The organism is Nonomuraea sp. NPDC003707, assembly GCF_053587055.1.
On the sequence record NZ_JBSFNK010000023.1, the window covers coordinates 28,865 to 51,952 of the forward strand.

Genomic DNA, 23,088 nt, shown 5'->3' on the forward strand with positions numbered 1-23,088 from the left:
CGGCGCGGGCCGGATATTTATTGTGGGCCTCCCTGACGTGTCTCGCCGAGGAGGAGACCGTGCGCGCAGCCGTCATCACGCAACTCAACTCCCCATGGGAGTTCCAGGACCTCCCCGATCCCGAGCCCGGGCCCGGCCAGGTCGTCGTACGCATCCAGGCGTGCGGCATGTGCTTCAGCGACGTACTGGTCCACCGCGGCCACTGGCCGGTGCGGCTGCCGATCGTGCCGGGGCACGAGCCGGTGGGCGAGGTGGTGGCGCTCGGCCCCGGCGCCACCACCCTGCGGGTGGGCGACCGGGTCGGCGTCTCGTGGATGCAGCGCGGCGAGGGGCGCTGTATCCAGTGCCAGAGCTGGCATCCGGTGGCCTGCTCGCACACCACGACCTGGATGGACATGGGCGGCGGCTACGCCGACCTGATGGTGGCCTGGGAGTCGGGGTGCACGCTGCTGCCCGACGGCCTGGACTACACCGACGCGGCGGTGGCCTTCTGCGCCGGCTTCACCTCGATGAGCGGCCTGCGCAACGCCGACCCCCGGCCGGGCGAGCGCGTCTGCGTGCTGGGCGTCGGCGGGCTCGGGCACATGGCGGTGCAGCTGGCCGCCGCCATCGGCCTGGAGACGGTCGTGCTCACCACCTCGCCCGACAAGGCGGAGTACGCCAAGGAACTGGGCGCCGCGGAGGGCGTCGTGGTCGGCGACGACCCCGGCAAGGCGCTGGCCGACGCCGGCGGCGCCGACATCATCCTGGCCACCACCACCTCGGCGGACCTGGTCGCCCGCGTGCTGTCCGGCCTGCGCTACGGCGGGCGGCTGGTCACGATGGGCGTCACCGGCCCGCTGAAGATCGACGACATGATGACGCTGCTGTTCAAGCAGTGCTCCATCAAGGGCAGCACCCACAACAACCGCTCCGACCTGGTCGAGGTGCTCACGCTGATGGCCGCGGGCAAGGTCAGGCCGCGCGTGGAGACCTACCCGTTCGCCGAGGTCAACGAGGTGCTCAAGCGGGTGGAGGCAGGCCAGGTGCGCTACCGCGCCGTACTCACCCCCAACTGAGGAGGATCCCCGCATGTCCGAGCCCCCGATCGTCATAGCGAACCGGGAGCACCTGTGGTGGCTGCTCAACGAGGCCTCACAGCTGGAACACATGATCCTGAGCCAGTACCTCTTCGCCGAGGCCAGCCTCAAGAACGGGACGGAGGACGGCCTGACGGCCGAGCAGGCGGACGCGGTCGCCCGCTGGCGCAGGGTCCTGCACTCCATCGCGGTCGAGGAGATGCTCCACCTGGCGCTGGTGTCCAACCTGCTGGCCGCCATCGGCGCGGCGCCGACCTTCACCCGCCCGAACTTCCCGCAGCGCTCGGGATACTTCCCGTCGGGCATCCAGCTCGATCTGCTGCCCTTCGGCGAGCAGGCGTTGCGTCACTTCCTGTACCTGGAGCGCCCCGAGGGCATGCAGTTGCAGGACGCCGAGGAGTTCGAGCCGGTGCCGCCCAGCCGCGTCCGGCTCGACCCCGCCGACCTCATGCCCAGGGGTCAGGAGTACGCGACGATCGGCCACCTGTACCGCGGGATCGAGGAAGGGCTGCGGGCGCTCTGCGCGGAGCTCGGGGAGCGCGCCGTGTTCGTCGGGTCCCCGCGCGCCCAGGCCACGCCGGAGCTGTTCCGCTGGCCCCAGCTCGTCGCGGTCACGGACCTGAAGTCCGCGTTCACCGCGATCGATCTCATCATCGAGCAGGGCGAGGGCGCGCGTGGCGACTGGCAGCAGGCCCACTACGGGCGCTTCCTCGCGGTGTGGCGGGAGTACGAGGAGCTGCGCGCGCTCGATCCGGGCTTCGACCCGGCGCGACCGGCGCTCGCCGCCTACCTCAAGCAGCCCTACGACATCGTGGAGCCCCAGCCGCTCATCACCGACCCCGGCACCCGCCGCACGGCCGAGCTGGCGGCGGTGGCCTATGAGCTGGTGCTGCACCTGCTGACCAGGTTCTTCACGCACACCGACGAGAGCGAGGAGCAGCTGGGCCTGCTCGTCGGCACGTCGATCAGCATGATGGCCGAGGTGCTGCGGCCGCTGGCCACCGCCATGACCACCATGCCCGTCGGCCCCGAGCACCCCGGCCGCACGGCGGGCTTCGCGTTCGAGATGTACTACGCCATGAGCAACTTCGTGCCCTGGCGCGAACCCTCCTGGGCGCTGCTGCACGAGCGCATGAGAGTGCTCGTGGAGCGCTGCAGGGCCGCCGAGAAGGCCGGCGGACCGGCGTCCGCGGCCGCCGCGGCGGCCGGCGTCCGGGCGGCCGAGCTGGCCGAGCGGGTGCGCGCACACGTGCCGCCGGCACTGCTCCCGTCGTAGGACTTCACGAATTACCTCGCGCCGCCCGGCCGACTTGCCAATGTACGACCCGGCTCTTTGACGTCGGCCGGGCCGCCGGAAAAAGAATTGACTCATGCGAGGTGTGATGGAAACCAGCGCCGAATTCACGGTCGCCGAACTCTCCGGCCGATGGCGCAGCCCGGTCGCCGCCGAAGTATTCCCGGGAATATTCGGGGTGGACGACTTCTGGCTGCACAGTCCTTTCTGGGCCATTCATTTCAATGCCTACAAGGACCCCGGCTGCGACAGCCGGCTCTTCGAGCTCATCATCACGGGCATGTTCGAGCTCCTCGGCCCCAGCGAACGAACGCCCGGCGCGCGCGACGCCGATTTCTCCCGGACCAAGGTCTGCCTGCGCCTGTTCGACACCGGGCTCGTCGCCGGCGCCGACGAGGTGAAGGCGGGCGACGGCAACTGGCAGCCCGGCGAGTGGCAGGACGTGTCCCACGGCGGCTGCTCGATCCTGGACCTGCCGGGCGTGGACGAGTGCCCGCGGGAGTACGACCTGCTCGGCCTGGCCCGCTCGCACGGCCGGGACGAGGATCGGCTCTACTTCGGCCAGCGCCACCACGACGAGCTCGGCTCGATCTGGACCCGCCGGGCCCCGGGCCTGCTCGACTACTACGTGGTCCGCGTGGTCGGAGCTCCGCCCCAGGTCGGGGATGGCGCGGAGTGGGGGCCGGCGGAGTGGACCCACGTCACGAGCTCGTACACCCTCACCCCCGACGATCGGAGACACTCGTGACCACCACCCAAGCCGCAGTCGTCGAATCGCCGGGAGCGGCGTTCACCCTCCGGGACGTCGAGCTGGATGCCCCGCGCCAGGGCGAGATCCTCGTCCGGATGAAGGCCGCCGGCATCTGCCACACCGACCTCACGGTGGCGGCGGGGCACATCCCGTTCCCGCTGCCGGGCGTGCTCGGGCACGAGGGGGCCGGCGTCGTGGAGGAGACGGGCCCGGGCGTGACCAAGGTCAAGCCGGGCGACCACGTCGTGCTCACCTTCACCTCGTGCGGGAGCTGCGCCTCCTGCCGGATCGGCCACCCCGCCTACTGCACCACGTGGATCCCGCAGAACCTCATCGGCGGCAAGCGGCGCGACGGCAGCTCGCCGATCAGCAGGGACGGCGTCGCGCTCGGCGGCCGGTTCTTCGGCCAGTCGTCGTTCGCCCGCCACTCCATCGCCGACGAGCGCAGCGTCGTCAAGGTCGACCCGGACCTGCCGTTCGAGCTGCTGGCCCCGCTGGCCTGCAGCGTCCAGACCGGCACCGGCGCGGTGTGGAACACGCTGCGCCCGGAGGCCGGCACGTCCATCGCGGTGATCGGCACGGGCGCGGTGGGCCTGGCCGCCATCATGGGCGCGGCGCTCACCCCGGTCAGCCAGATCATCGCCGTGGGCCGGCAGGCGGCGCAGCTCGAGCTGGCCGCCAAGATCGGCGCCACCCACACCGTCGACTCGACCGGCCTCGACCTGGCCGACGAGCTGCGGAAGATCACCGGCGGCGCCGGCGTCGACTACGTGGTCGAGGCGGTGGGCAACCCCGACGTGCTGCGCGCCGGCATCGAGGCGCTCGCACCGCGCGGCGCGGTGGCCGTCGTGGGCGCTCCGCCGTACGGGGTGGAGGTCTCGGTCGACGTGCACCGGCTGCTGCCGGGGCGGCGGATCCTGGGCGTCTGCGAGGGCGACAGCGACCCCGACCGGCTCATCCCGCTGCTGGCGCGGCTGATCCGCGGCGGCCGGCTGCCCGTGCAGCCGCTCATCAAGGAGTACGACTTCGCCGACATCCAGGCCGCGGCGGACGACTTCAGGTCCGGCAAGAACATCAAGACGATTCTGCGGTTCGACGCGTGAACGACGTTTGGAGCCAGGAATGAACATCTTCGAGCTCGGCGACTTCCCGCTCACCTCGGGTGACACGCTGCCCGGCGCCCGGCTGGCGTACCAGACCTTCGGTGAGCTCAACCAGGCCAAGGACAACGTGGTCGTCTTCCCGACCTTCCTCGGCGCCCCCGCCGAGGTGCTCAACGGCTGGATCGGCGAGAACCGCGCGCTCGATCCCCGCACCCACTTCATCGTGCTGCCCGGCCACTTCGGCCTCCCGCCGTCCTCCGCGCCGAGCAACACCCCGTCGCGGCCCTTCCCGGTCGTCTCCATCGCCGACGACGTCATCGCCCAGCAGCGGCTGCTGGAGGAGGTCTTCGGCGTCCGCGAGATCCGGCTGGCGCTCGGCTGGTCGATCGGCGCGATCCAGGTGTACGAGTGGGCGCTGCGCTTCGGCGACCTCGTACGGAGCATCGCTCCCATCGCCGGGGCGCCCACCCCGCCGCCGTGGACCAAGCTCTGGCTGAAGACGGTGGTGGAGGAGCCCATCACCGCGGACCCCAACTACGCCGGGGGCGCCTACACGGACGCGGCGAGCGTCAGCGGCGGCCTGGCCCGGGTCGGGCACGGCTCGGCGCTGACCGCCCCGCCCCGCACGTTCTACTACGCCGGCGCCGACGTCTGGCGCACCCTGGGCTTCGACAGCGTGGACGCGTTCGTCGAGGGCTTCTGGGAGGGCTTCTGGCTCCCGCAGGACCCCAACGACGTGGTCACCCAGGCCCGCAAGGCCCGCGCCGCCTGGCCGGGGGCCGAAGGCGAGTCCCTGCGAGAGGTCCTGGGCCGGATCAAGGCCAAGACCACGATCGCCGGCTTCACCGGCGACGCGCTGTTCCCGCCGGACGAGCTCAGGCAGTACGCCGAGTGGATCCCCGGCGCGACGTTCCGCCAGATCGACAGCGTCTACGGCCATCTGGCCACGTTCGGGCTGGCCGAGCCCGACGTGAAGGCCATCGACGACGTCATCAGACACGCGCTGGAGAGCTAGCCGTGGCCGAGGCGGAGTTCGTCAGGTTCCTGGAGGCGGCCCGGTCGGATCCCGGTCTGCTGGCCCGCTACTCCCCCATGGACCTTCCCCGGGTCCTGTTCCACGCCCGCAACGACGGGTTCGCCTTCACCGAGGACGACGCCGAGCGGGTCATCGGCCGGCTGGAGGCGGACGTCGTCATCCACAAGGACGGGGAGCCGTTCGACGGGAGCAGCACCCTGTGGCGGCACATGTGGGGCGCGCGTTACCTCGACTACCTGGTCGACCACGTGGTCGCCCGCTACTCCCGCGAGGAGCTGGCATGAGCGAAGCCAACGTCATCGGGTTCCTGCGCGGTCTGGCCGAGCGGCCGGACCTGGTCGACCGGCTCAAGGACAAGTCCAAGGACGAGGTCATCGCGGCCGCCGCCGCGGCCGGGCAGCCGTTCACCGCGCAGGAGTTCAACTCGTTGATCTGGGAGCTGGAGGGGCGGCTGGCGCACGAGCGCGGCGAGGAGTTCAACGAGCGGTTCCCGCTCTGGGGCCTGCTGTGGGGCCGGTACTACCTGGAGTTCCTCGTCTTCGACCTCGTCCCCAGCCTCGACGAGACCGGCCTGCTGGTCGGATTGGAGCACAAGCCATGATGCGAAACGCCCTCTACATCGGGCGCGAATGGAACGTCGAGCACAACCTGCGGGCGCCGGTGACCGGCGCCGAGCTCAGGTACACCGTGCTCGGCGAGGGCGAGCCCGTGCTGTGCATCCACGGCACCAGCATCGCCGACAGCCTCATCACCCCCATGCGGTTCTACCCCCCGCTGCTGCAGGACTACCAGCTCATCAGCTACTACCGGGCCGGCTACAACGGCAGCACGCTGGACAAGCCCGAGCTGAGCATCGAGGGCGGCGCGCAGCACGTCGCCGAGCTGCTCGACCACCTGGGCATCGAGAAGGCGCACATCATGGCCTTCTCGTTCGGCGGCGTGATCGCCTTCCAGTTCCTGCTGTCGTACCCGGAGCGGGCGCACAGCGCGATCCTGCTGGAGCCGTACCTGCCGCGTGAGGCGCCGGACGCGATCCAGGCCAACATCGACGCCTACATGAACGCGATGAAGCTGTACGAGACGGGCGACAAGCTCGGCGCGGCGCAGCTCTACATGGAGGCGGTGTGCGGGCCGAGCTTCCTGCCCGCCGTGGAGATGACCGGGCCGCTCGACGTGTGGGACCGCGTCGAGGCGTGCGTCGACACGACCTTCACCGTCGACTTCCCGGCGATCTCGCAGTGGGGCTTCAAGCCGTCGGAGGCCGACCGGCTGGTCACGCGGAAGCCGGACATGCCGGTGCTGGCGGTGATGGGCCTCGACAGCGAGTCGGCGATGCCGGGGTTCCGTGACGCGCAGCGCTTCCTCATGAACTGGCTGCCGCAGGCGGAGCGGTGCGGCATCCCCAACGCCACGCACGGGCTGCAGAGCATGAACCCGGTGGCCGTCGGCGAGGCCGCCCACACCTTCCTCAAGCGCAACCCCATGTGAGACCCGTGCGCCCCGTCACCGGGGCGCACGTCTCATCCACGGCGCCGACCTCAGGCACCCCCCAGTCACGCGAAGTCGTAGCCGAGCCGGACGGTCACCGTGAGGGACTGGCGGCCGGGACTGATGGAGGCGCTGGTCTCGGCCACCGCGGCGGCCATGGTGAGGGGCTGGGGGCCGCCGCCCCTGACGTCCTCGCTCACCGAGACCACCCGGCCCAGCGGGCGCCCGGCCAGCTCGGCGTAGTGGGCGGCCTTGGCGGCGGCGTCGCGGAAGGCCCGGGTACGCGCCTCCCTCAGGACGCCCGACGGGTCCGACACCTCGAACGCCAGGCCGTTCAGCCGGGCCTCCTCCCCCACCCCGGCGACCGTGTCGATGACGTGGTCGGCCCTGGACAGGTCGCGGACGATCACCTCCACCCCCTGGACCGCCCGGTAGGCGGCCACTTTCGGGTAGACCTCGTACTCCGGGCCCAGCGACAGCTCCACCGTGCGCACGTCCTGCGCGGCGATGCCCTCCCGGGCCAGGGCCTCGGCCAGCCGGGCGGCGGCGGCCCGGACGGCGGTGAAGGAATCCGCGGCGGAGGCCCGGCGGACCTCGACGCCCGCGTGCAGCCGGAGGATGTCGGGTGCGGCCAGGACGGCGCCCTCGCCGACGACGGTGATGTCCACGCCTACTCCCTCGAACGGGTCCCGCATCGATCCTAGAACGCCCGGCGTCATCCCGCCCGGCCGATGCCCGTCGCGTCCAGGACGGCCTCCGCGACCGCCCCGGGATTCTCGAGCTGGATCTGGTGCCCGCATTCCGGCAGGCGTACGAGTGTGGCGGACAGGGCCCCGGCCAGCCGCGCGTGGCCCAGGTCCCGCCCACCGGCGCTGATCACGGTGACCGGCACGCCGGGGAACTGCGTCTCCTCCCGCACCCGCAGCAGGTCGGCGACCATGTCGCGACGGGCCAGCCACTCCCCCGCCGCCGCGGTGAGCACCTTGCCCGTGCGGTAGACGCCGTACGGGTCGGGCACGCCGACGAGCAGCCGGTGGGCGGCGGGCCCGGCGAGGCGGGCCACGGCGGTCGCGCCCCACGTGCCGCCCAGGGCGGGCAGCCACTGGCCGGCGGTCCTGGCCGGCGCGGACGGCTTGCGCTCCGTGACCGGGGCCGGATCCACCAGGACGAGCTTGGCCACGCGCAGCGGGTGCAGCCTGGCGAACGCCTCCGCGTGCCAGCAGGCCACGCCGTGGGCTACGAGGGTCACCTGCTCGGGATGGGACGGGGCCAGCGCGGCCAGGCGGGCCACCTCGGTGTACAGGGTGGGCGGGGCGGTCGCGTGCGGGCTGAGGCCGAGGCCGCAGCGGTCGAAGCGGATGACGTGACGGGTCCCGGCCAGCAGCCCGGCCACCGCGCCCCAGTGGAACCAGGCGCCCCCGAGCTCGGCCGTGATCAGCACGACGGGCCCGGCCCCCTGCTCGACCACGTGCGGCCCGGCGTATCCGCCGTCGTGATCGACCGCCTCGGCCGTGATCGGCGGGACGGGCGGGTCGTCGGTGATGAGCAGGTGGACGGCCACGTACACCAGCCAGACCGCGAACAGCGTGAGCTGCGCCCGGTGGGCCAGCCCCACCCCGTGCCGGTCGGCGAGCGCGGCGGCGGTGAGCAGCGTGGCCGCCAGCCCCAGCCACGTGAACAGCCACGACACCCACGACCGCCAGCGCGCGCTGAGCAGCACCATCGCGGCCAGCAGGGCGGCCGTGCCCAGTGCCCCGGCCAGTTGATGCACGTGGTGCGCGGACGACATGACCCGCCGCCCGCAGTACGGGTCGCTCAGCGTGGCGCAGTCCAGCGGGAACAGCCCGGCCGCGAACGTGAACACCCCGAACGCCGCCAGCGCCAGCCAGGCCTGCCACTCGCGGGCCACCCTCGGCACGAGCGCCACCCCGGCCGCGCAGGCCAGCCCCGCCAGCGCGTCGCTGGTGCGGAACAGCCGCGTCCACGGCTGGTCGCGGGCGGCCAGCTCGCTGACGTACCCGTCGGTCCTGTCGACCTCCGGCGTGGTGAACTGGCCGGTGATCCACGCACTGCCCAGCACGGCCGCCACGATGAACGCGGAAGCCGCGAGGACGTACAACCTTCGCTCCACGTGATCATTAGATCACCCAGGGTGTCCGGTCAGAGGCCGGGCGCGCCCCAGACCGGGAACCATCGGCCGAGATCCTTCTCCAGCGGCAGCTCGCCCTCGAGAGCGCCCCTGACCTGCAGTTCGAGCGCGTTGTCCCGCCTCTGGGCGGCGAGCGGGGCGAACGGGTAGAAGGTCCCGCGTTTGTAGAGGTACACGACGGCCAGCCGGCGGCCGTCGCCTTCGGACCGGAACGACACCAGCGAGCACAGCAGCGACGGCCCGAACCCGGCCGACTCCAGCGACGAGTTGACGGCGTGCAGCTCGGTGACCAGGTCGCCGAGCGCGTCGGGCTCGCGGCGCACCAGGAGCCAGGTGTAGCCGTAGGAGTCGCGCGACTCCTCCACGCGCTCGCCGAGCAGCTCCTTGACGTCGCGTTCCAGCGTGGCGAACGCCCCACCCTCCGCGGCCCTGAAGGCCACCGAGCCGAGGCCCGTGGGCACCAGCCCGGTCGCGGCCTGCAGCGTCACGGCCGCCGACGGCAGCGCGAACAGCGCGTCGAGGTTGGGCTTGACCGGCTTCGACCGGCCTAGCAGGGCGTCCAGCCAGCCCATGCCGAGGCTCAGCCCCTTCCGAGCTGCCGGGAGATGTCCGACAGCTGTGCCAGCCGCCGTTCGAGCGGCGGGTGGGTGGAGAACAGGTTCGCCAGCGTCTGGCCCGGGGCCGCCGCCGGGGCGAAGTAGAAGGCGTTGAACGGCGCCGCCTCGCGCAGGTCCTGGGTCGGGATCCTGGCCATGTCGCCGGTGATCTTGACCAGCGCGCTCGCCAGGGCCGAAGGGCGCTGGGTGAGCAGGGCCCCGGCGCGGTCGGCCGCCAGCTCGCGGTAGCGCGACAGGGCGCGGGTGAGCAGGAAGCTGATCGCGTACACGATGACGGAGACGAGCAGGATGATCAGCCCGACGGGCACCCCGCCCTGGTTGCCGTTGCGGCGGCCGCCCAGCCCCGCGTAGAGGGCGAACCTGGTCATCAGCCCCGCCACGATGCCCAGGAACGAGGCGATCGTCATGACGGCGACGTCGCGGTGGGCGACGTGCGACAACTCGTGCGAGAGAACCCCTTCGAGCTCCTGGGGCTCCAGGCGGCGCAGAATGCCGGTCGTCACGCAGACGACGGCCTTCTTCTGGTTGCGGCCGGTGGCGAACGCGTTGGGGACGTCGGAATCCGCGATCGCCACCCGAGGCTTGGGCATGTCCGCGAGCGCGCACAGCCGGTCGATCATGCCGTGCAGCTCAGGGGCCTCCTGAGGCGAGACCTCCCGCCCGTGCATCGCGAACAGCGCGATGCGGTCGGACAGGAAGTACTGCACGAACAGCAGGCCCCCGGCTATCACCAGCACGCTCAGCGCCCGTACGCCCAGGGCGATCAGGACGCCGATGAACACGACATAGAGCAGCCCGAGCAAGAACATCGTCACGACCATGCGGGTGGTCAGCCCGCGGTCGGACGCGAACCGCGTACCCACGGCTCAGCCCGGGATGAGGCCCTGGTCGCCCAGCATCTCCCGGACCTCCTCGATCGAGGCGTCCGCGGGGGGAAGGATCAGCTCTGACGGCTCAAGGCTGTCGTCGGGAAGCGCCTTGCCCACCTGGCGCACCTTGTCGAGCAACGCGTGCAGCTTCGTACGGAAGATCGGCTCGTCGCCGACCTCGATGGCCGCCTCGAGCTCGGTGTCGAGCTCGTTGAGCACCGCGATGTCGTCGGCGGAGATCTGTACCTGGCCTTCGCCCATGATCCTGACAATCATGCCGGCTCCCCAGGCTGACGAAGCTGCTGGGTCCCGCCGTGCTGCTGCGGCTGCGCCTGAGGCTGGGGCTGCTGCTGCGGCTGGCCCTGCTCGATGGCGCTCTTGGGCGCGGGGCCCTGGCCCAGCTCGGCCTTCATCCTGGCCAGCTCCAGCTCGACGTCCATGCCGCCGCCCATGCGGTCGAGCTCGGCCTGGATGTCGTCGCCGCGGGAGCCGGTGTAGTCGTCGAGCGCGCCGCTGGCCAGCAGCTCGTCGATCGCGCCGGCGCGGGCCTGCATCTGCGCCGTCTTGTCCTCGGCGCGCTGGATCGCCAGGCCGACGTCGCCCATCTCCTCGGAGATGCCGGAGAAGGCCTCGTTGATCCGGGTCTGCGCCTCGGCGGCGGTGTAGGTGGCCTTGATCGTCTCCTTCTTCGTACGGAAGGCGTCGACCTTGGCCTGCAGCCGCTGGGAAGCAGTGGTGAGCTTCTCCTCCTCGGCCTGCAGGTTGTCGTGCTGCAGCTTCAGGTCGGCCATCTGCGTCTGCAGATTGGAGCGACGCTGCAACGCCTCGCGGGCGAGGTCCTCGCGCCCGACGGACAGCGCCTTGCGGCCCTGCTCCTCAAGGCGCTGGGCCTGCTTCTCGAGGCCGGTTACCTGGAGCTCGACCCGCTTACGCGACGTGGCGACGTCGGCCACACCCCGGCGCACCTTCTGCAGCAGCTCGAGCTGCCGCTGATAGGAGTAGTCAAGGGTCTCGCGCGGATCCTCCATCTTGTCCAAGGCCTTGTTGGCCTTGGACTTGAAGATCATCGAAAGTCTCTTCATCACGCTCATGCGCGTCGGCCGTCCCCTTCTAGGTCGTGCTGGTGTTCACCCAATGCAGCGCAGCCGCCTTGGGATTACCCTACGCATAACGCACGAGGGCGTCACTAAGTTGCAGTCCAGGTAGGGTTGACGTCGTGTTGCGACGCCGTTCCCAAACCTCCGTGGACGACACCCCCGTCCCCGATGACGATCCTAAGCCCCAGGGTAAAGGTCGTCCCACTCCCAAGCGCCGTGATCAGGAGAGCAAACGGCGCCAGCCGGTCCATGCACCGAAAGACCGCAAAGAGGCCTATCGGCAGATGCGGACCAAGCAGGCCGCCGAGCGCGACAGGGCCCGCCAGGGCATGCTCGCAGGTGACGAGCGGTATTTTCCTGCTCGTGACAAGGGCGCAGCGCGCAAGTTCGCGCGTGAGTGGGTCGATTCCCGGCGGCTGCCGAGCCAGTACTTCCTGCCGTTCTCGCTACTGATCCTGCTGGCGACGTGGATCCCGTGGCCCATGTCGATCCGCACCGCGGTGCTGGGATACACGGTCACCATCGGCTGGCCGATCATGATGATCGGCGTGCTGTTCACGTCCGTCTACGTGGCGTGGAAGGTGAAGCGCCTGGTGGCGGAGAAGCTGCCCCAGGAGAGCACCCGGGGCGTGGGCTTCTACGCGGCCATGCGGGCGCTGCAGATCCGCAAGCTGCGCTTCCCGCCGCCCACGGTGCTGCCGGGCGGCAAGCCGGTGCTCAAGAAGTAGCCGTCCCCGACTTCCGGGGACGGCTCGCTCACAGAGCGTCGGACCAGCGGAGCAGGCCGCCCTTGACCGTGGCCCGCGCCCCGAACATGGGGCGGCCCTTCTCCAGCGCGTCCGCCATGTCGCGCAGCATCGCGTGGTACGACGGCCAGATCGGTTCCGGCCCCACCATCGACGCCACCACGTGGCCGCTGTCCGCGTCGACCTCGATCAGGGTGCCGACGCGGATCAGCCGGCCGATCGGGTCGCCCCTGCCGACCCGCGCGGCGCAGCTCTCCCGCCACTGGTCGCGGATCTCGCGCACGCCGAGCACCCGCTCCTCGCCGAAGCTGAAGCGGGCCCCGGGCGGGCCGGACATGCCGTTGTGGCGCAGCAGCGAGGCCCTCAGGTCGTCGGGGAACTCCAGGCCCGTCTGGGCCTCGGCGAGCGCGACGGTGCCGGCCCTGCCGGGGGCGCCCAGCGAGGCGTACGTCCGGGGCGCGTGCTCGCGCAGCCACCGCTCGATGCGCCGCCACTGCCGGTTCACCGCCGCCCGCACGCGGGGGCTGATCGGGCGTACCGTCGCCTGACCGCTCAACATGCACGCGGCCGGGATGCCCGGAGGCGGCACCGGGGCCGTGGTGGCCGGCGTGGGCGCGACGGGCGTGGGCGTGGGCGTGGGCGCCGGGCTCTTTCCGTCGGCGCCCATCGTCACGCCCATGACCGACTGCTGAATCTGGTAGACGGCCGACCGCACCTCGGACGCCGCCTGCGGCCCCGTGGGGATGAGGGCGGCGCCCAGTGCCAGCGCCACCACTCCCGCGATGGCGACCCACGCCAGGTCCATCCGCGTGTGTGCGACCGCCTGCGGGGCCGGAGGCGCGGGCGGCTTGACGGGCATCCGGGCGCGGCGGCGCAGCCGTACCCCGATCGCGGTCAGGATGGCCGCCGTCAGCGCCAGCCGTACGAGCTTCAGCACGTCGCGCACCCTATCCCGAAACCAATCACCCCATGGACCGGGATTAAGGTCGGATCCATGGAATTCCGACACCTCGGTCGTAGTGGTCTCAAAGTCAGCGAGATCAGCTACGGAAACTGGCTCACCCACGGCTCCCAGGTCGAGGAGGACGCCGCCAAGCAGTGTGTGCAGGCGGCGCTCGACGAGGGCATCACCACGTTCGACACCGCGGACGTCTACGCGGCGACGAAGGCCGAGGAGGTGCTCGGCCGCGCGCTGAAGGGCGTGCGAAGGGAGTCGCTGGAGATCTTCACCAAGGTCTACTGGCCGACCGGCCCCGGCCAGAACGACCGCGGCCTGTCACGCAAGCACATCACCGAGTCCATCAACGGCTCGCTGCGCCGCCTGCAGACCGACTACGTCGACCTGTACCAGGCGCACCGGTTCGACCACGAGACGCCGCTGGAGGAGACGCTCAAGACGTTCGACGACCTCGTACGCCAGGGCAAGGTCCTCTACATCGGCGTCAGCGAGTGGAGCGCCGACCAGATCGCCCAGGCGCTGAAGATCGCCGACGAGATGGGCTTCGACCGGATCGTCTCGAACCAGCCCCAGTACTCGATGCTGTGGCGGATCATCGAGGGCGAGATCGTGCCGCTGAGCGAGAAGGAGGGCATCGGCCAGATCGTCTGGTCGCCCATCGGCCAGGGCGTGCTCACGGGCAAGTACCTGCCCGGGCAGCAGCCGCCGGAGGGCTCCCGGGCCACCGACGGCAGCGGCAGCGCCATGATCGCCCGGTTCATGAACGACGACGTGCTGACCCGCGTCCAGGAGCTCAAGCCGATCGCCGCCGACCTCGGGCTGAGCATGGCGCAGCTGGCCGTCGCGTGGGTGCTGCAGAACCCGAACGTCTCCAGCGCCATCGTCGGGGCCAGCCGCCCCGAGCAGGTGCGTGACAACGTCAAGGCCGCGGGCGTGAAGCTGGACGCCGACGTGCTCAAGCGGATCGACGACGTGCTGGACCCGGTCGTGGAGCGCGACCCGGCCAAGACGCAGAGCCCGCGCACCCGCCCGTAACCCGTCCCCACCCGAGAAACAGCCCCTTGAGCCACAATGGCGCTCAAGGGGCTTTTCATTTACCGCAGATCACTCCTGGCGCAATGACAAACCCGTGTACTCCACGCGGTCCTCTTCGAGCAAGGCGACCTGCTCAACTCCCGATTCGAGCAGGTCACGCCAGTTCTCGCCAAGCCAGGACTCCGCGTCCGCCTGGCTCGGAAAAACTTCTCGCGGCAAAGGGCGATCCGTTACCTCACCACCATTTGCATTTTCATAACGCCACCGCCATGTCATGCCATACGCTCCTTTTCCGCGGGTTCGCCGGCGCACCCTCCGCAGGCACTGGAACCCTACTCCCGAGCTTGGAGGTCAATCGATGCTGCGCGCGTATCGTGTTGCGGCCGGGGTCGCCCTCGGGGCGGCCGCCTTCCTCTCGCTCTCCTCCTCCGCCCTCGCCGACCCCGGGGTCCCGCGGACATGGAGCGCGTGGCAGAGCGACGGGACGGCCTGGCTGGCCGTGACGGCCGACGCCGCCCCGCCGGACGGCTCCGTCATCGGATGGCGCTTCTCCGTGGCCCCGGACGGGGCGAGGGGCGAGTCTCCCGGCGGGGACCTGCCGTCGTTCCAGGCGGTGTGCGGCCGGGACGCGGCCGGATCCGGGCACAAGCGCGTGGTGGTCGCGGTGGACTTCGGCGACGGGGAGGCCGACGCCTACCCCGGCGAGCGGACTCCCGGGCAGAGCGCGCCGAAGTGCGTCGCGGGCACCGAGAACGCCACCGCCGCCCAGCTCCTCGCCTCCACCGCCAAGGTCCGGGTGAACGCCCAGGGGGCCGTCGTGGCGGTCGCGGACTATCCGTTCAGGGAGAGAGGCGGCACCGACCTGACGGCCGCCGCCACGTCCGCCGCGCCGTCCGGGAGCGGCCTGCCGATCACGCTGGCCGCGGCCGGCGCGGGCGCCATCGCCCTGCTGGCGGGCGGCGCCGTGGCGGCCACCCGCCGCCGCTCCAGGACCCGCGTCTGACCTGGAACGTTCCATCCACCGACCGGCCCATGACGCTACGCTCGGCGCGGTGAAAATCCTTGTCTCCGGTACGGCGGGCGGCGCGGGATGGCCGGAGCCCGGCTGCCGGTGCGCCTCGTGCGCCGGGCTCCCGTCCGGCCACCGACGCCCGTTCGAGCTGGTCGTGGACGGCGTGGCCCGCTTCCCCTTCGACGATCCGCCGAGCGGCTACCGGGCCCGCGCGGGCGGGCTGGGGCTGGCCGGCCCTGACGGCTCCCGGCTGCTCTGCCTCCCACGGGGCCGGCCGGTGCCGGTGGACGGGCCCGCCAGTTACGACGTGGTGCTGATCGACCTGCTCGACCGGCCCGAGCGGCTAGGGGAGCTGCGGCGGGCGGGGCTGGCGGACGACCGGACCGCGGTGGTGGCCGTCGGGCTGGACCATCGGGTCCGCTCGGCGGAGGAGCTGGCCAGGCTCCTGCGGCTGTGGGGCGCGTCGGCCGTTCCCGACGGGACGGTGCTGGAGACCGGCCGGGCGCTCCCCGGGACGGCCATCGGGAGGCAACCCCGCGACGGTGGCGTGACGGCGCCGTGGCGGACGTTGCTGCTGGGCGGGTCGCGGTCAGGGAAGTCGGCCGAGGCCGAGCTGCGGCTGGCGGCCGAGCCGTACGTCACCTATGTGGCCACCGGCCCGAGCGGCGCGGGGGACGGCGAGTGGGCGGCCCGCGTGCGGGCGCACCGCGAGCGGCGGCCCGCGCACTGGGCCACCGTCGAGACCGCCGACCTCGTCTCGGCCATCGGGCAGGCCACCGCGCCGCTGCTGATCGACGGGCTCGGGACGTGGCTGACGGCGGTGTTCGACGAACACGGGGCCTGGGAGGGCGACCGCGCGCCCGTCCGCGAACGCTGCGACGAGCTCGTGGCGGCCTGGCGGCAGACACCCGTGCGCCTCGTGGCGGTCTCCGACGAGGTGGGGATGGGTGTGGTGCCCGCCACGCCGAGCGGGCGGGCCTTCCGGGACGCGCTCGGCCGTCTCAACGAACGCCTCGCCGCCGAGTCCGAGTACGTGGCGCTGGTGGTGGCGGGGCGCCTGCTGGAGCTGTGACCGCTACGGGCGGACGGCGCGGGCGTACCAGCGGCCGTCGAGCCGGTCCACGTGGAGGGGGCGGCCGAAGCACTCCGAGAGGTTGTCCGGGGTGAGCACCTCCTCCACCGGCCCCGCGGCCAGCACCCTGGCGTCGCGCATGAGCATCGCGTGGGAGGTCGTCGCCGGCACCTCCTCCAGGTGGTGCGTCACCGTCACGGTGGTCAGGACGGGCCGGGTCGTGGCCAGGTCCTCGACGGCGGTGATGAGGTCCTCCCTGGCCGGCAGGTCGAGCCCCGCGAACGGCTCGTCGAGCAGCAGCACCGCCGGGTCCGCCATGAGCGCCCTGGCCACCCTGATCCTGGCCCGCTCCCCCTGCGAGCACACGCGGAACGGCCGGTCCGCCAGGTCCTTGCACCCCAGGTCGGCCAGCAGCCGGTGGGCCCGGTCGCGCTCGCCTTCGCCGTACTTGTCCCACAGAGGAACGCTCGTCCCCGTGTGCCCGGTGAGCACCACGGTGTGCGCGGTCGCGCCCTCCTCCTCCATCAGCTCCTCGTCGATCAGCCGCTGGCTGGCCGCGACCAGGCCGATGTGGCGGCGCAGCTCCCGCACGTCCACCCGGCCGAGCTTGTGGCCGAGCACCTTGACCGCGCCCTCGCTGGGATGCCGGACGGCGCCCGCCAGGGAGAGCAGCGTCGTCTTGCCCGCGCCGTTGGGGCCGAGGATCACCCAGTGATCGCCGTAGTCCACCTGCCAATCGACGCCGTCCAGCAGCGCCTTGCCGACAACTCGGACACCTACGCCTTCGAGTTCAACCACGTGCATCCCGCCACACTAGTGGGCCTACGATCGTCCGATATGCGCCTTCCGCATGGCCTGTCATTGGCGATCGGCACTCTCAGCGTCTTCCCGGTGCGGGTCGAGCGGGTGGACCGGGAGGTCGCGGGGCGGGCGATGACGCTGGCCCCGGTGGTCGGGCTCGCGCTCGGGCTGGTCGCCGGGCTGCCGTTGTTCCTGCCCGGGCCGCCGCTGCTGGGGGCGGCGCTGGCGGTCGGGCTGCTGGCCGTCCTGAGCCGGGGGCTGCACCTGGACGGGCTCGCCGACCTGGCGGACGGGCTGGGCAGCGGCAAGCCCGCCGCTCAGGCGCTCGACATCATGAAAAAGTCGGACATCGGGCCGTTCGGCGTGATGACGCTGGTGCTGACGCTGCTCGTCCAGGTCGCCGCGGCGGCCGGAGCCGGGTACGCGGCGCTGGTGACGGCCTGCGTGGCCGGGCGGCTGGCGCTGACCTGGGCCTGCCGGGCGGGTGTCCCCGCCGCCCGGCCCGACGGGCTCGGCGCGATGGTCGCGGGCACGGTACGCCGCCCCGCCTCTTTGCTCGTCACCCTGGCCGCCCTCCTCGGCACCGCCGCCGTCTGCCTGGGCCTCGCCAGGGAGCCCGTGTTGCCGCTCGGCCTGGTCGCTGGGCTCGGCGCCGCCCTGCTGCTGCTCGGGCACGCGCGGCGGCGCCTCGGCGGGATCACCGGTGACGTGCTGGGGGCGCTGGTCGAGACGGCCACGGCCACCACGTTGGCAGTGTGCGCGATCCTCGGCTGAGCGCCCCCGGGATCAGGAGGGTGAGGCGACCGGCTGCGGCACGCGTACCGGATAGAAGCGGAGCAGGGCCGCGCCGACGATCGCCATGAGGGCCCAGCCCACCAGGCCGGTCAGGCCGGCCAGCACCTCGTTGGGCGGCGCGGCGGCGTCGCCGAGCAGCATGACGGACTGGGCGACGGCGTTCAGCGAGCCGTGGGCCACGACGGCCGGCCACACGCTGCCCGTGCGCAGCCGCAGCCACCCGATCAGCACCCCGAACAGGACGCAGAACCCCACGAAGAACAGCGCCGCCCAGGAGCTGAGCCGCGCGTAGTTGTAGCCCAGGAGGGTGAGGGGGGCGTGCCAGAGGCCCCAGATGACGCCGGTGTAGACCAGCCCGAGGAGCATGCCGTTGGTGGAGACGAGCCGGGGCAGCAGCCAGCCCCGCCAGCCCCACTCCTCCCCGAGCGCGGGGATCGCGTTCAGCACGGGCCCGGCGACCACGGCGATCCCGATCTGCAGCACGACCGCCGTGGTGAGGCTCTCGGGCACGCCCACGCCCTGGGCCCGCAGCACCGCCCTGAACAGGCTGAACTGGTCGAGGTCCAGCGAGAACAGCCCGACGGCGGCGCTGAGGAACGCCGCCAGGAGCAGCAGCAGCGGCACCCCGAGCCAGGCGGTCAGGATGAGGACGCCGGTGCGCCCCTTGCGCTCGCCCAGCGTGAGCCCGGTCTGCCTGGCCCACTCGCGGAACGGCGTGCGCGTGACCGCCCAGACGCCGAGCACCCCCACCGACGGGGTGAACATCATGAGCGTGGCCAGCGGCCGCAGCAGCGGCGAGCCGATCCCGCCGGCGAACCAGAGGGGCAGCGCCGCCGCCCATGAGAGCCCGAAGGCCAGGACGATGAAGATGAGGAGAGGTCGTTTCATAGCTCCACTCGCTCCGCGATGAGGGCGTTGATGAGGGATGCGCCGCGTTCGGCGTCGTCGATGCTGATCGCGAGCCGACCGCCGGAGCGGTAGCGGATGACCAGGCACTCGCCGCCACGCAGCATGATGGTCGAGCTGCCGGGCAGCCCGCGGATGCCCCAGCCCCCGACCGCGGCCGGATGGCGCGTCTCCGACCAGGCCGACTCGATCAGCGACAGGGGGATCCTGCGCGCCGGCCAGCCGAGCGGCCCGAACCGGACGGCCACCCGGCCGTCGCCGACCTGCACGGACACGGACGAGGTCAGCACCCCGGCCGCCAGCACGAGCACGAGCCCGGGCAGGACCGACGTCGCCTGCCCGCCGGGCACCAGACCGGTGACGTAGAGCAGGCCCAGCACCAGGGCGGCGACCAGGGCGGCGATCGGGAGCAGCGCCAGCCACCGGTTGGCGGCGTGGCCGACCCACACGGTGCGCCGGCCGGGCCTGAGCCGCAGAAGGGGCGGGATCCGGTGAGCGGCATCCTGGTCGGCCGCGCCCCTGCGCAGATAACCCACGAGGACGGCGACGCCGGTCCCGGCCGCGATGACCGCGAGGACCTGCCAGCCCGGCAACCGGGCCGCGGCCCAGTCAGGCGCGTCGAGGTTGGCGAGCACGGTCGTGACGTTGACGCCGAGCGCGAGCGCGCCCAGGCCGAACAGCCCGCCCCACCACACCGTCCGGCTCGGCCTGCGGGCCGTGGCCCGCTCGGCCGCGGCGAGCGCGACCAGCCAGAGCACCGCCCAGAGCAGGAACGTGACCACGATGTACGTGGTCAAGGACATCGAGCGGGAGGCCAGTCCACCCAGACCCCAGCGCGTGGCCAGGGGGTCGGGCAGCCGGTCGCGCAGCGTCAGCGGCAGCCCGATCTGGGCGGCGAGGATGAACAGCCCCCATATGACGGCGGTGATTCGGGGATTCACGGCAGGTCCTCCAGTATGGCGATGAGGTCGTCGCGGCCGTAGCCGTACTTGCGGGCCTCGTCCAGCAGCTCGCGCGCCCGCTGCGCGAGCAGGGCGCGACCGTCGGCGCGCCCCGCGACGCTGACCCCCCGGCCCCGCCTGAACTCCAGCAGCCCCTCGTCCCGCAGGTCGCGCAGCGCGCGCAGCACGGTGTTGGGGTTGATGCCGAGCACCTGGGCCAGGTCGCGGGCCGGCGGCAGGCGGTCGCCGGGCCGGTAGGAGCCCTCTCCGATGGCGCGGCGGATGGCGCCGGCCACCTGCTCGTGCAGGGGCCGGGCGTCGTTGAGATCGAGCGTCAGCAGCATGATGCTAATGACACTAGCACCATTCCGCATGGCTCGCGATTGGTAGGATGAACCCCTGTTTGTGAGTACGCAGAAGACCTGGATAGCATCGGTTTACGTGACCACTGTGCGGCTGAACTCAGCAGATCCAGTCTCCATCGCGACCGACGCGTTGATCGTCGGCTTCAGGTCAGGACAGGACGGCCCACGCGCCGCCACGGGCGCCGAGTCGCTCGAGGCCGCCTTCGGCGGCAAGCTCGCCGACTCCCTCCGCGCCGTCGCCTTCACCGGCAAGGCCGGCGAGGTGGCCAAGCTTCCCACGTTCGGCGCCATCGCCGCCCCGCTGCTGGTCGCGGTGGGTCTGGGCGACTCGCCCGACGCCGAAGGCCTGCGCCGCGCCGCCGGCGCCGCCGTACGGTCGCTCGCCGGCACCTCCAGGGCCGCGCTCGCCCTGCCCACCGGCACGCCCGAGGAGGCCGAGGCCGTCGCGCTCGGCGGCCTGCTCGGCGCGTACGCGTTCGCCCGTTACCGCACGAACGGCGAGCAGAAGGCCCCGGTCGCCGAGCTCACCGTGGTCTCGGGCCAGCCCGACGGCGTCGCCGAGCGCGCGGGCGTGCTGGCCGACTCGGTCGCCCTGGTCCGCGACCTGGTCAACACGCCTCCGTCCGACCTGTGGCCGGCGAAGTTCGCCGAGATCGCCGAGCAGGAGGGCAACAAGGCCGGGCTGAGCGTCGAGGTGCTCGACGACAAGCAGCTCAAGGACGGCGGCTACGGCGGCCTCATCGGCGTCGGCCAGGGCTCGGCCAACCCGCCGCGCCTGGTCCGCCTCTCCTACACCCACCCCGAGGCCGGCAAGCGGCTGGCGTTCGTGGGCAAGGGCATCACGTTCGACTCCGGCGGCCTGTCGCTCAAGCCGTCGGCCTCGATGGACTGGATGAAGTCCGACATGGGCGGCGCGGGCGCGGTGCTCGGCGCCATGATCGGCATCGCCCGGCTCGGCCTGCCGGTCAACGCCGTCGGCTACCTCTGCCTGGCCGAGAACCTGCCGAGCGGCACCGCCCAGCGCCCCTCCGACGTCATCCACAGCTACAGCGGCAAGACCGTCGAGGTGCTCGACACCGACGCCGAGGGCCGCCTGGTGCTCATGGACGGCATCGCCAGGGCCGCGCAGGACGAGCCCGACCTGATCGTCGACGTGGCCACGCTCACCGGGGCGCAGATCGTCGCGCTCGGGTGGCGCACGGCCGGCGTCATGGCCAACGACGACGCCGCCAGGGAGCTGGTCGTCGAGGCCGCGAAGGCGGCGGGCGAGGGCGCGTGGGGCATGCCGCTCCCGGAGGAGCTGCGCAAGGGCCTCGACTCGCCGATCGCCGACATCGCCAACCTCCAGCCGGAGCGATGGGGCAGCATGCTGGCGGCGGGCATCTTCCTGAAGGAATTCGTGCCCGACGGCGTGCGCTGGGCCCACATCGACATGGCCGGCCCCGCCTTCAACAAGGGCGAGCCGTACGGTTACACCCCGAAGGGCGGCACGGGTGCCATCACCCGTACCCTCATCGGACTCGCAGAGCGGCACGCGAGCATCTGAAACAAATGAAAAGATGACGGCATCACGAACACCCCGACAAGGAGCCTTCCTGTGGCCTATGACATCGTCGTCCTAGGTGGCGGCAGCGGCGGTTACGCCTGCGCGCTTCGGGCGGCTGAGCTGGGCAAGTCGGTCGCGCTGATCGAAAAGGACAAGATCGGCGGCACCTGCCTCCACAGGGGATGCATCCCCACGAAGGCCCTGCTGCACTCCGCCGAGGTCGCCGACGAGACCCGCGAGAGCGAGTCCTACGGCGTCAAGGCGCGCTTCGACGGCATCGACGTGCAGGGCGTGCACGCGTTCAAGGACAAGATCGTGACGCGGGCCTGGAAGGGCGTGCAGGGCCTGCTGAAGTCCGCGGGCGTGACGATCGTCGAGGGCGAGGGCCGCCTGGTCGGCCCCAACCGGATCCAGGTGGGCTCGGAGGTCGTCGAGGGCCGCAACCTCGTCCTGGCCACCGGCTCGGCGCCCAAGTCGCTGCCGGGTCTGGAGATCGACGGCGAGCGCGTCATCACCAGCGAGCACACCCTGAAGATGGGCCGCGTGCCCACGTCCGTCATCGTGCTGGGCGGCGGCGTGATCGGCGTCGAGCTGGCGAGCGTCTACCGCTCGTTCGGGGCCGAGGTCACGATCGTCGAGGCGCTGCCGCACCTGCTGCCGACCGAGGAGGAGTCCAGCTCCAAGCTGCTGGAGCGGGCCTTCCGCCGCCGCGGCATCAAGTACGAGCTGGGCGTCTTCTTCGACACCGCCAAGACCACCGAGACGGGCGTGGTCGTCACGCTGGCCAACGGCAAGACCCTCGACGCCGAGCTGCTGCTCGTCGCGGTCGGCCGCGGCGCGGTGTCGGCGGGCATGGGCTTCGAGGAGCAGGGCATCGCCATCGAGCGCGGCGCGGTCGTGGTCGACGAGCACTGCCAGACCTCCGTGCCCGGCGTCTACGCCATCGGCGACCTCATCCCGACCCTGCAGCTCGCCCACGCCGGGTTCGCGGAGGGGATCATGGTGGCCGAGCACATCGCCGGCCTCAACCCGCCGCCCATCGACTACGCGGGCGTGCCGCGCATCACCTACTCCGACCCCGAGGTGGCCTCGGTGGGGATCACGTCGGCGCAGGCGGCCGAGCGCGGCATCGAGATCGTCGAGCAGGTCTACGACCTCGCGGGAAACCCCAAGAGCCAGATCCTCGGCACCTCGGGCGCCGTGAAGGTCATCGCCCAGAAGGACGGCCCGGTCGTCGGTGTCCACATGGTGGGCCGGCGCATCGGCGAGCTCGTCACGGAGGGGCAGCTGATCTACAACTGGGAGGCGCTGCCCGCAGAGGTCGCCCAGCTCATCCACGCACACCCGACCCAGTCCGAGGCCATGGGTGAGGCGATGCTGGCCCTGGCCGGCAAGCCGCTGCACGTACACAACTAGTCCAAGCCCTCG

At 71.9% G+C, this 23,088-nt stretch carries 27 protein-coding genes; 15 read left to right on the plus strand and 12 right to left on the minus strand.

The window, feature by feature from the left end; genetic code table 11:
• Positions 1–59: 59 nt before the first annotated feature.
• The 8 genes from ACWDRB_RS42670 (at position 60) to ACWDRB_RS42705 (ending at position 6,751) form a co-directional block, all read left to right on the plus strand.
• Positions 60–1,058, plus strand: a complete 999-nt coding sequence (locus tag ACWDRB_RS42670) for an alcohol dehydrogenase catalytic domain-containing protein (RefSeq protein ID WP_449903868.1) — start codon at positions 60–62, stop codon at positions 1,056–1,058.
• 13 nt (positions 1,059–1,071) lie between these two features.
• Positions 1,072–2,355, plus strand: coding sequence for a ferritin-like domain-containing protein (locus ACWDRB_RS42675; protein WP_350728883.1), 1,284 nt, complete (start codon positions 1,072–1,074; stop codon positions 2,353–2,355).
• A 106-nt stretch (positions 2,356–2,461) separates the two neighbouring features.
• Positions 2,462–3,121, plus strand: coding sequence for a hypothetical protein (locus ACWDRB_RS42680; RefSeq protein WP_449903870.1), 660 nt, complete (start codon positions 2,462–2,464; stop codon positions 3,119–3,121).
• Entirely contained in the window at positions 3,118–4,227 is a 1,110-nt protein-coding gene (locus ACWDRB_RS42685; protein ID WP_355191482.1) for an NAD(P)-dependent alcohol dehydrogenase, read from the plus strand. Before ACWDRB_RS42680 ends, ACWDRB_RS42685 begins: the two co-directional genes overlap by 4 nt.
• A gap of 19 nt (positions 4,228–4,246) precedes the next feature.
• Positions 4,247–5,242, plus strand: coding sequence for an alpha/beta fold hydrolase (locus tag ACWDRB_RS42690; protein ID WP_449903873.1), 996 nt, complete (start codon positions 4,247–4,249; stop codon positions 5,240–5,242).
• Between the two features lie 2 nt (positions 5,243–5,244).
• Positions 5,245–5,547 (plus strand): Nif11-like leader peptide family natural product precursor, encoded by a 303-nt coding sequence (locus ACWDRB_RS42695; RefSeq protein ID WP_350728876.1) that lies wholly within the window; start codon positions 5,245–5,247, stop codon positions 5,545–5,547.
• Positions 5,544–5,864, plus strand: coding sequence for a Nif11 family protein (locus ACWDRB_RS42700; protein ID WP_397365906.1), 321 nt, complete (start codon positions 5,544–5,546; stop codon positions 5,862–5,864). Before ACWDRB_RS42695 ends, ACWDRB_RS42700 begins: the two co-directional genes overlap by 4 nt.
• Positions 5,861–6,751, plus strand: coding sequence for an alpha/beta fold hydrolase (locus tag ACWDRB_RS42705; RefSeq protein ID WP_350728872.1), 891 nt, complete (start codon positions 5,861–5,863; stop codon positions 6,749–6,751). The genes ACWDRB_RS42700 and ACWDRB_RS42705 overlap by 4 nt, the downstream gene beginning before the upstream one ends.
• 65 nt (positions 6,752–6,816) lie before the next feature.
• On the opposite strand, the gene ACWDRB_RS42710 is transcribed toward ACWDRB_RS42705, so the two are convergent.
• The 6 genes from ACWDRB_RS42710 to ACWDRB_RS42735 are packed head-to-tail and all read right to left on the minus strand — an operon-like array spanning position 6,817 to position 11,477.
• Complete coding sequence (locus ACWDRB_RS42710; protein ID WP_350728870.1) at positions 6,817–7,419, minus strand: SIMPL domain-containing protein; 603 nt, start codon at positions 7,417–7,419, stop codon at positions 6,817–6,819.
• A 47-nt stretch (positions 7,420–7,466) separates the two neighbouring features.
• Positions 7,467–8,882, minus strand: coding sequence for an alpha/beta fold hydrolase (locus ACWDRB_RS42715; protein WP_449903878.1), 1,416 nt, complete (start codon positions 8,880–8,882; stop codon positions 7,467–7,469).
• Between the two features lie 29 nt (positions 8,883–8,911).
• A complete protein-coding gene (gene pspAB / locus ACWDRB_RS42720; RefSeq protein ID WP_357729220.1) occupies positions 8,912–9,472 on the minus strand; it encodes a PspA-associated protein PspAB in 561 nt (186 codons plus the stop codon).
• A gap of 8 nt (positions 9,473–9,480) precedes the next feature.
• Positions 9,481–10,380, minus strand: a complete 900-nt coding sequence (gene htpX / locus ACWDRB_RS42725) for a zinc metalloprotease HtpX (protein ID WP_363963404.1) — start codon at positions 10,378–10,380, stop codon at positions 9,481–9,483.
• Between the two features lie 3 nt (positions 10,381–10,383).
• Positions 10,384–10,662, minus strand: coding sequence for a PspA-associated protein PspAA (pspAA, locus tag ACWDRB_RS42730; protein WP_185072836.1), 279 nt, complete (start codon positions 10,660–10,662; stop codon positions 10,384–10,386).
• A complete protein-coding gene (locus ACWDRB_RS42735; protein WP_350728863.1) occupies positions 10,659–11,477 on the minus strand; it encodes a PspA/IM30 family protein in 819 nt (272 codons plus the stop codon). The genes pspAA and ACWDRB_RS42735 overlap by 4 nt, the downstream gene beginning before the upstream one ends.
• Before the next feature lie 152 nt (positions 11,478–11,629).
• On the opposite strand from ACWDRB_RS42735, the gene ACWDRB_RS42740 reads away from it, so the two are divergent.
• Positions 11,630–12,211 carry a DUF3043 domain-containing protein gene (locus ACWDRB_RS42740; RefSeq protein WP_350728862.1) on the plus strand — a complete coding sequence of 194 codons (582 nt, stop codon included), beginning with the start codon at positions 11,630–11,632 and terminating at the stop codon, positions 12,209–12,211.
• Between the two features lie 28 nt (positions 12,212–12,239).
• Here the strand turns inward: ACWDRB_RS42740 and ACWDRB_RS42745 are convergent, their stop codons facing one another.
• Positions 12,240–13,166: a hypothetical protein gene (locus tag ACWDRB_RS42745; RefSeq protein ID WP_449903883.1), complete on the minus strand. Its 927-nt coding sequence runs from the start codon at positions 13,164–13,166 to the stop codon at positions 12,240–12,242.
• A 57-nt stretch (positions 13,167–13,223) separates the two neighbouring features.
• Here ACWDRB_RS42745 and ACWDRB_RS42750 point away from each other — a divergent pair, with 57 nt between their 5' ends.
• Positions 13,224–14,222, plus strand: coding sequence for an aldo/keto reductase family protein (locus ACWDRB_RS42750; protein WP_449903885.1), 999 nt, complete (start codon positions 13,224–13,226; stop codon positions 14,220–14,222).
• 69 nt (positions 14,223–14,291) lie between these two features.
• Here the strand turns inward: ACWDRB_RS42750 and ACWDRB_RS42755 are convergent, their stop codons facing one another.
• A complete protein-coding gene (locus tag ACWDRB_RS42755) occupies positions 14,292–14,498 on the minus strand; it encodes a hypothetical protein (RefSeq protein WP_185072832.1) in 207 nt (68 codons plus the stop codon).
• A gap of 82 nt (positions 14,499–14,580) precedes the next feature.
• On the opposite strand from ACWDRB_RS42755, the gene ACWDRB_RS42760 reads away from it, so the two are divergent.
• Together ACWDRB_RS42760 and ACWDRB_RS42765 are read left to right on the plus strand one after the other, a co-directional pair.
• The gene (locus tag ACWDRB_RS42760; RefSeq protein WP_449903888.1) at positions 14,581–15,225 is read left to right on the plus strand and encodes an SCO2322 family protein; all 645 of its coding nucleotides are present in this window, start codon (positions 14,581–14,583) and stop codon (positions 15,223–15,225) included.
• A 49-nt stretch (positions 15,226–15,274) separates the two neighbouring features.
• Positions 15,275–16,306: a bifunctional adenosylcobinamide kinase/adenosylcobinamide-phosphate guanylyltransferase gene (locus ACWDRB_RS42765; protein WP_449903891.1), complete on the plus strand. Its 1,032-nt coding sequence runs from the start codon at positions 15,275–15,277 to the stop codon at positions 16,304–16,306.
• 3 nt (positions 16,307–16,309) lie between these two features.
• On the opposite strand, the gene ACWDRB_RS42770 is transcribed toward ACWDRB_RS42765, so the two are convergent.
• Positions 16,310–17,110, minus strand: coding sequence for an ABC transporter ATP-binding protein (locus ACWDRB_RS42770; protein ID WP_350728852.1), 801 nt, complete (start codon positions 17,108–17,110; stop codon positions 16,310–16,312).
• Between the two features lie 33 nt (positions 17,111–17,143).
• Here ACWDRB_RS42770 and ACWDRB_RS42775 point away from each other — a divergent pair, with 33 nt between their 5' ends.
• On the plus strand, positions 17,144–17,881 hold the full coding sequence (locus ACWDRB_RS42775; protein ID WP_350728851.1) for an adenosylcobinamide-GDP ribazoletransferase: 738 nt from the start codon (positions 17,144–17,146) through the stop codon (positions 17,879–17,881).
• A gap of 12 nt (positions 17,882–17,893) precedes the next feature.
• On the opposite strand, the gene ACWDRB_RS42780 is transcribed toward ACWDRB_RS42775, so the two are convergent.
• The 3 genes from ACWDRB_RS42780 to ACWDRB_RS42790 are packed head-to-tail and all read right to left on the minus strand — an operon-like array spanning position 17,894 to position 20,093.
• On the minus strand, positions 17,894–18,790 hold the full coding sequence (locus ACWDRB_RS42780; protein WP_449903895.1) for a CPBP family intramembrane glutamic endopeptidase: 897 nt from the start codon (positions 18,788–18,790) through the stop codon (positions 17,894–17,896).
• On the minus strand, positions 18,787–19,749 hold the full coding sequence (locus ACWDRB_RS42785; protein WP_449903897.1) for a hypothetical protein: 963 nt from the start codon (positions 19,747–19,749) through the stop codon (positions 18,787–18,789). Before ACWDRB_RS42785 ends, ACWDRB_RS42780 begins: the two co-directional genes overlap by 4 nt.
• On the minus strand, positions 19,746–20,093 hold the full coding sequence (locus tag ACWDRB_RS42790) for a GntR family transcriptional regulator (protein ID WP_185072825.1): 348 nt from the start codon (positions 20,091–20,093) through the stop codon (positions 19,746–19,748). The genes ACWDRB_RS42785 and ACWDRB_RS42790 overlap by 4 nt, the downstream gene beginning before the upstream one ends.
• Before the next feature lie 97 nt (positions 20,094–20,190).
• On the opposite strand from ACWDRB_RS42790, the gene ACWDRB_RS42795 reads away from it, so the two are divergent.
• Positions 20,191–21,660, plus strand: coding sequence for a leucyl aminopeptidase (locus ACWDRB_RS42795; RefSeq protein WP_449903900.1), 1,470 nt, complete (start codon positions 20,191–20,193; stop codon positions 21,658–21,660).
• A gap of 51 nt (positions 21,661–21,711) precedes the next feature.
• Positions 21,712–23,076: a dihydrolipoyl dehydrogenase gene (gene lpdA, locus ACWDRB_RS42800; RefSeq protein WP_350728843.1), complete on the plus strand. Its 1,365-nt coding sequence runs from the start codon at positions 21,712–21,714 to the stop codon at positions 23,074–23,076.
• Positions 23,077–23,088 lie beyond the last annotated feature (12 nt).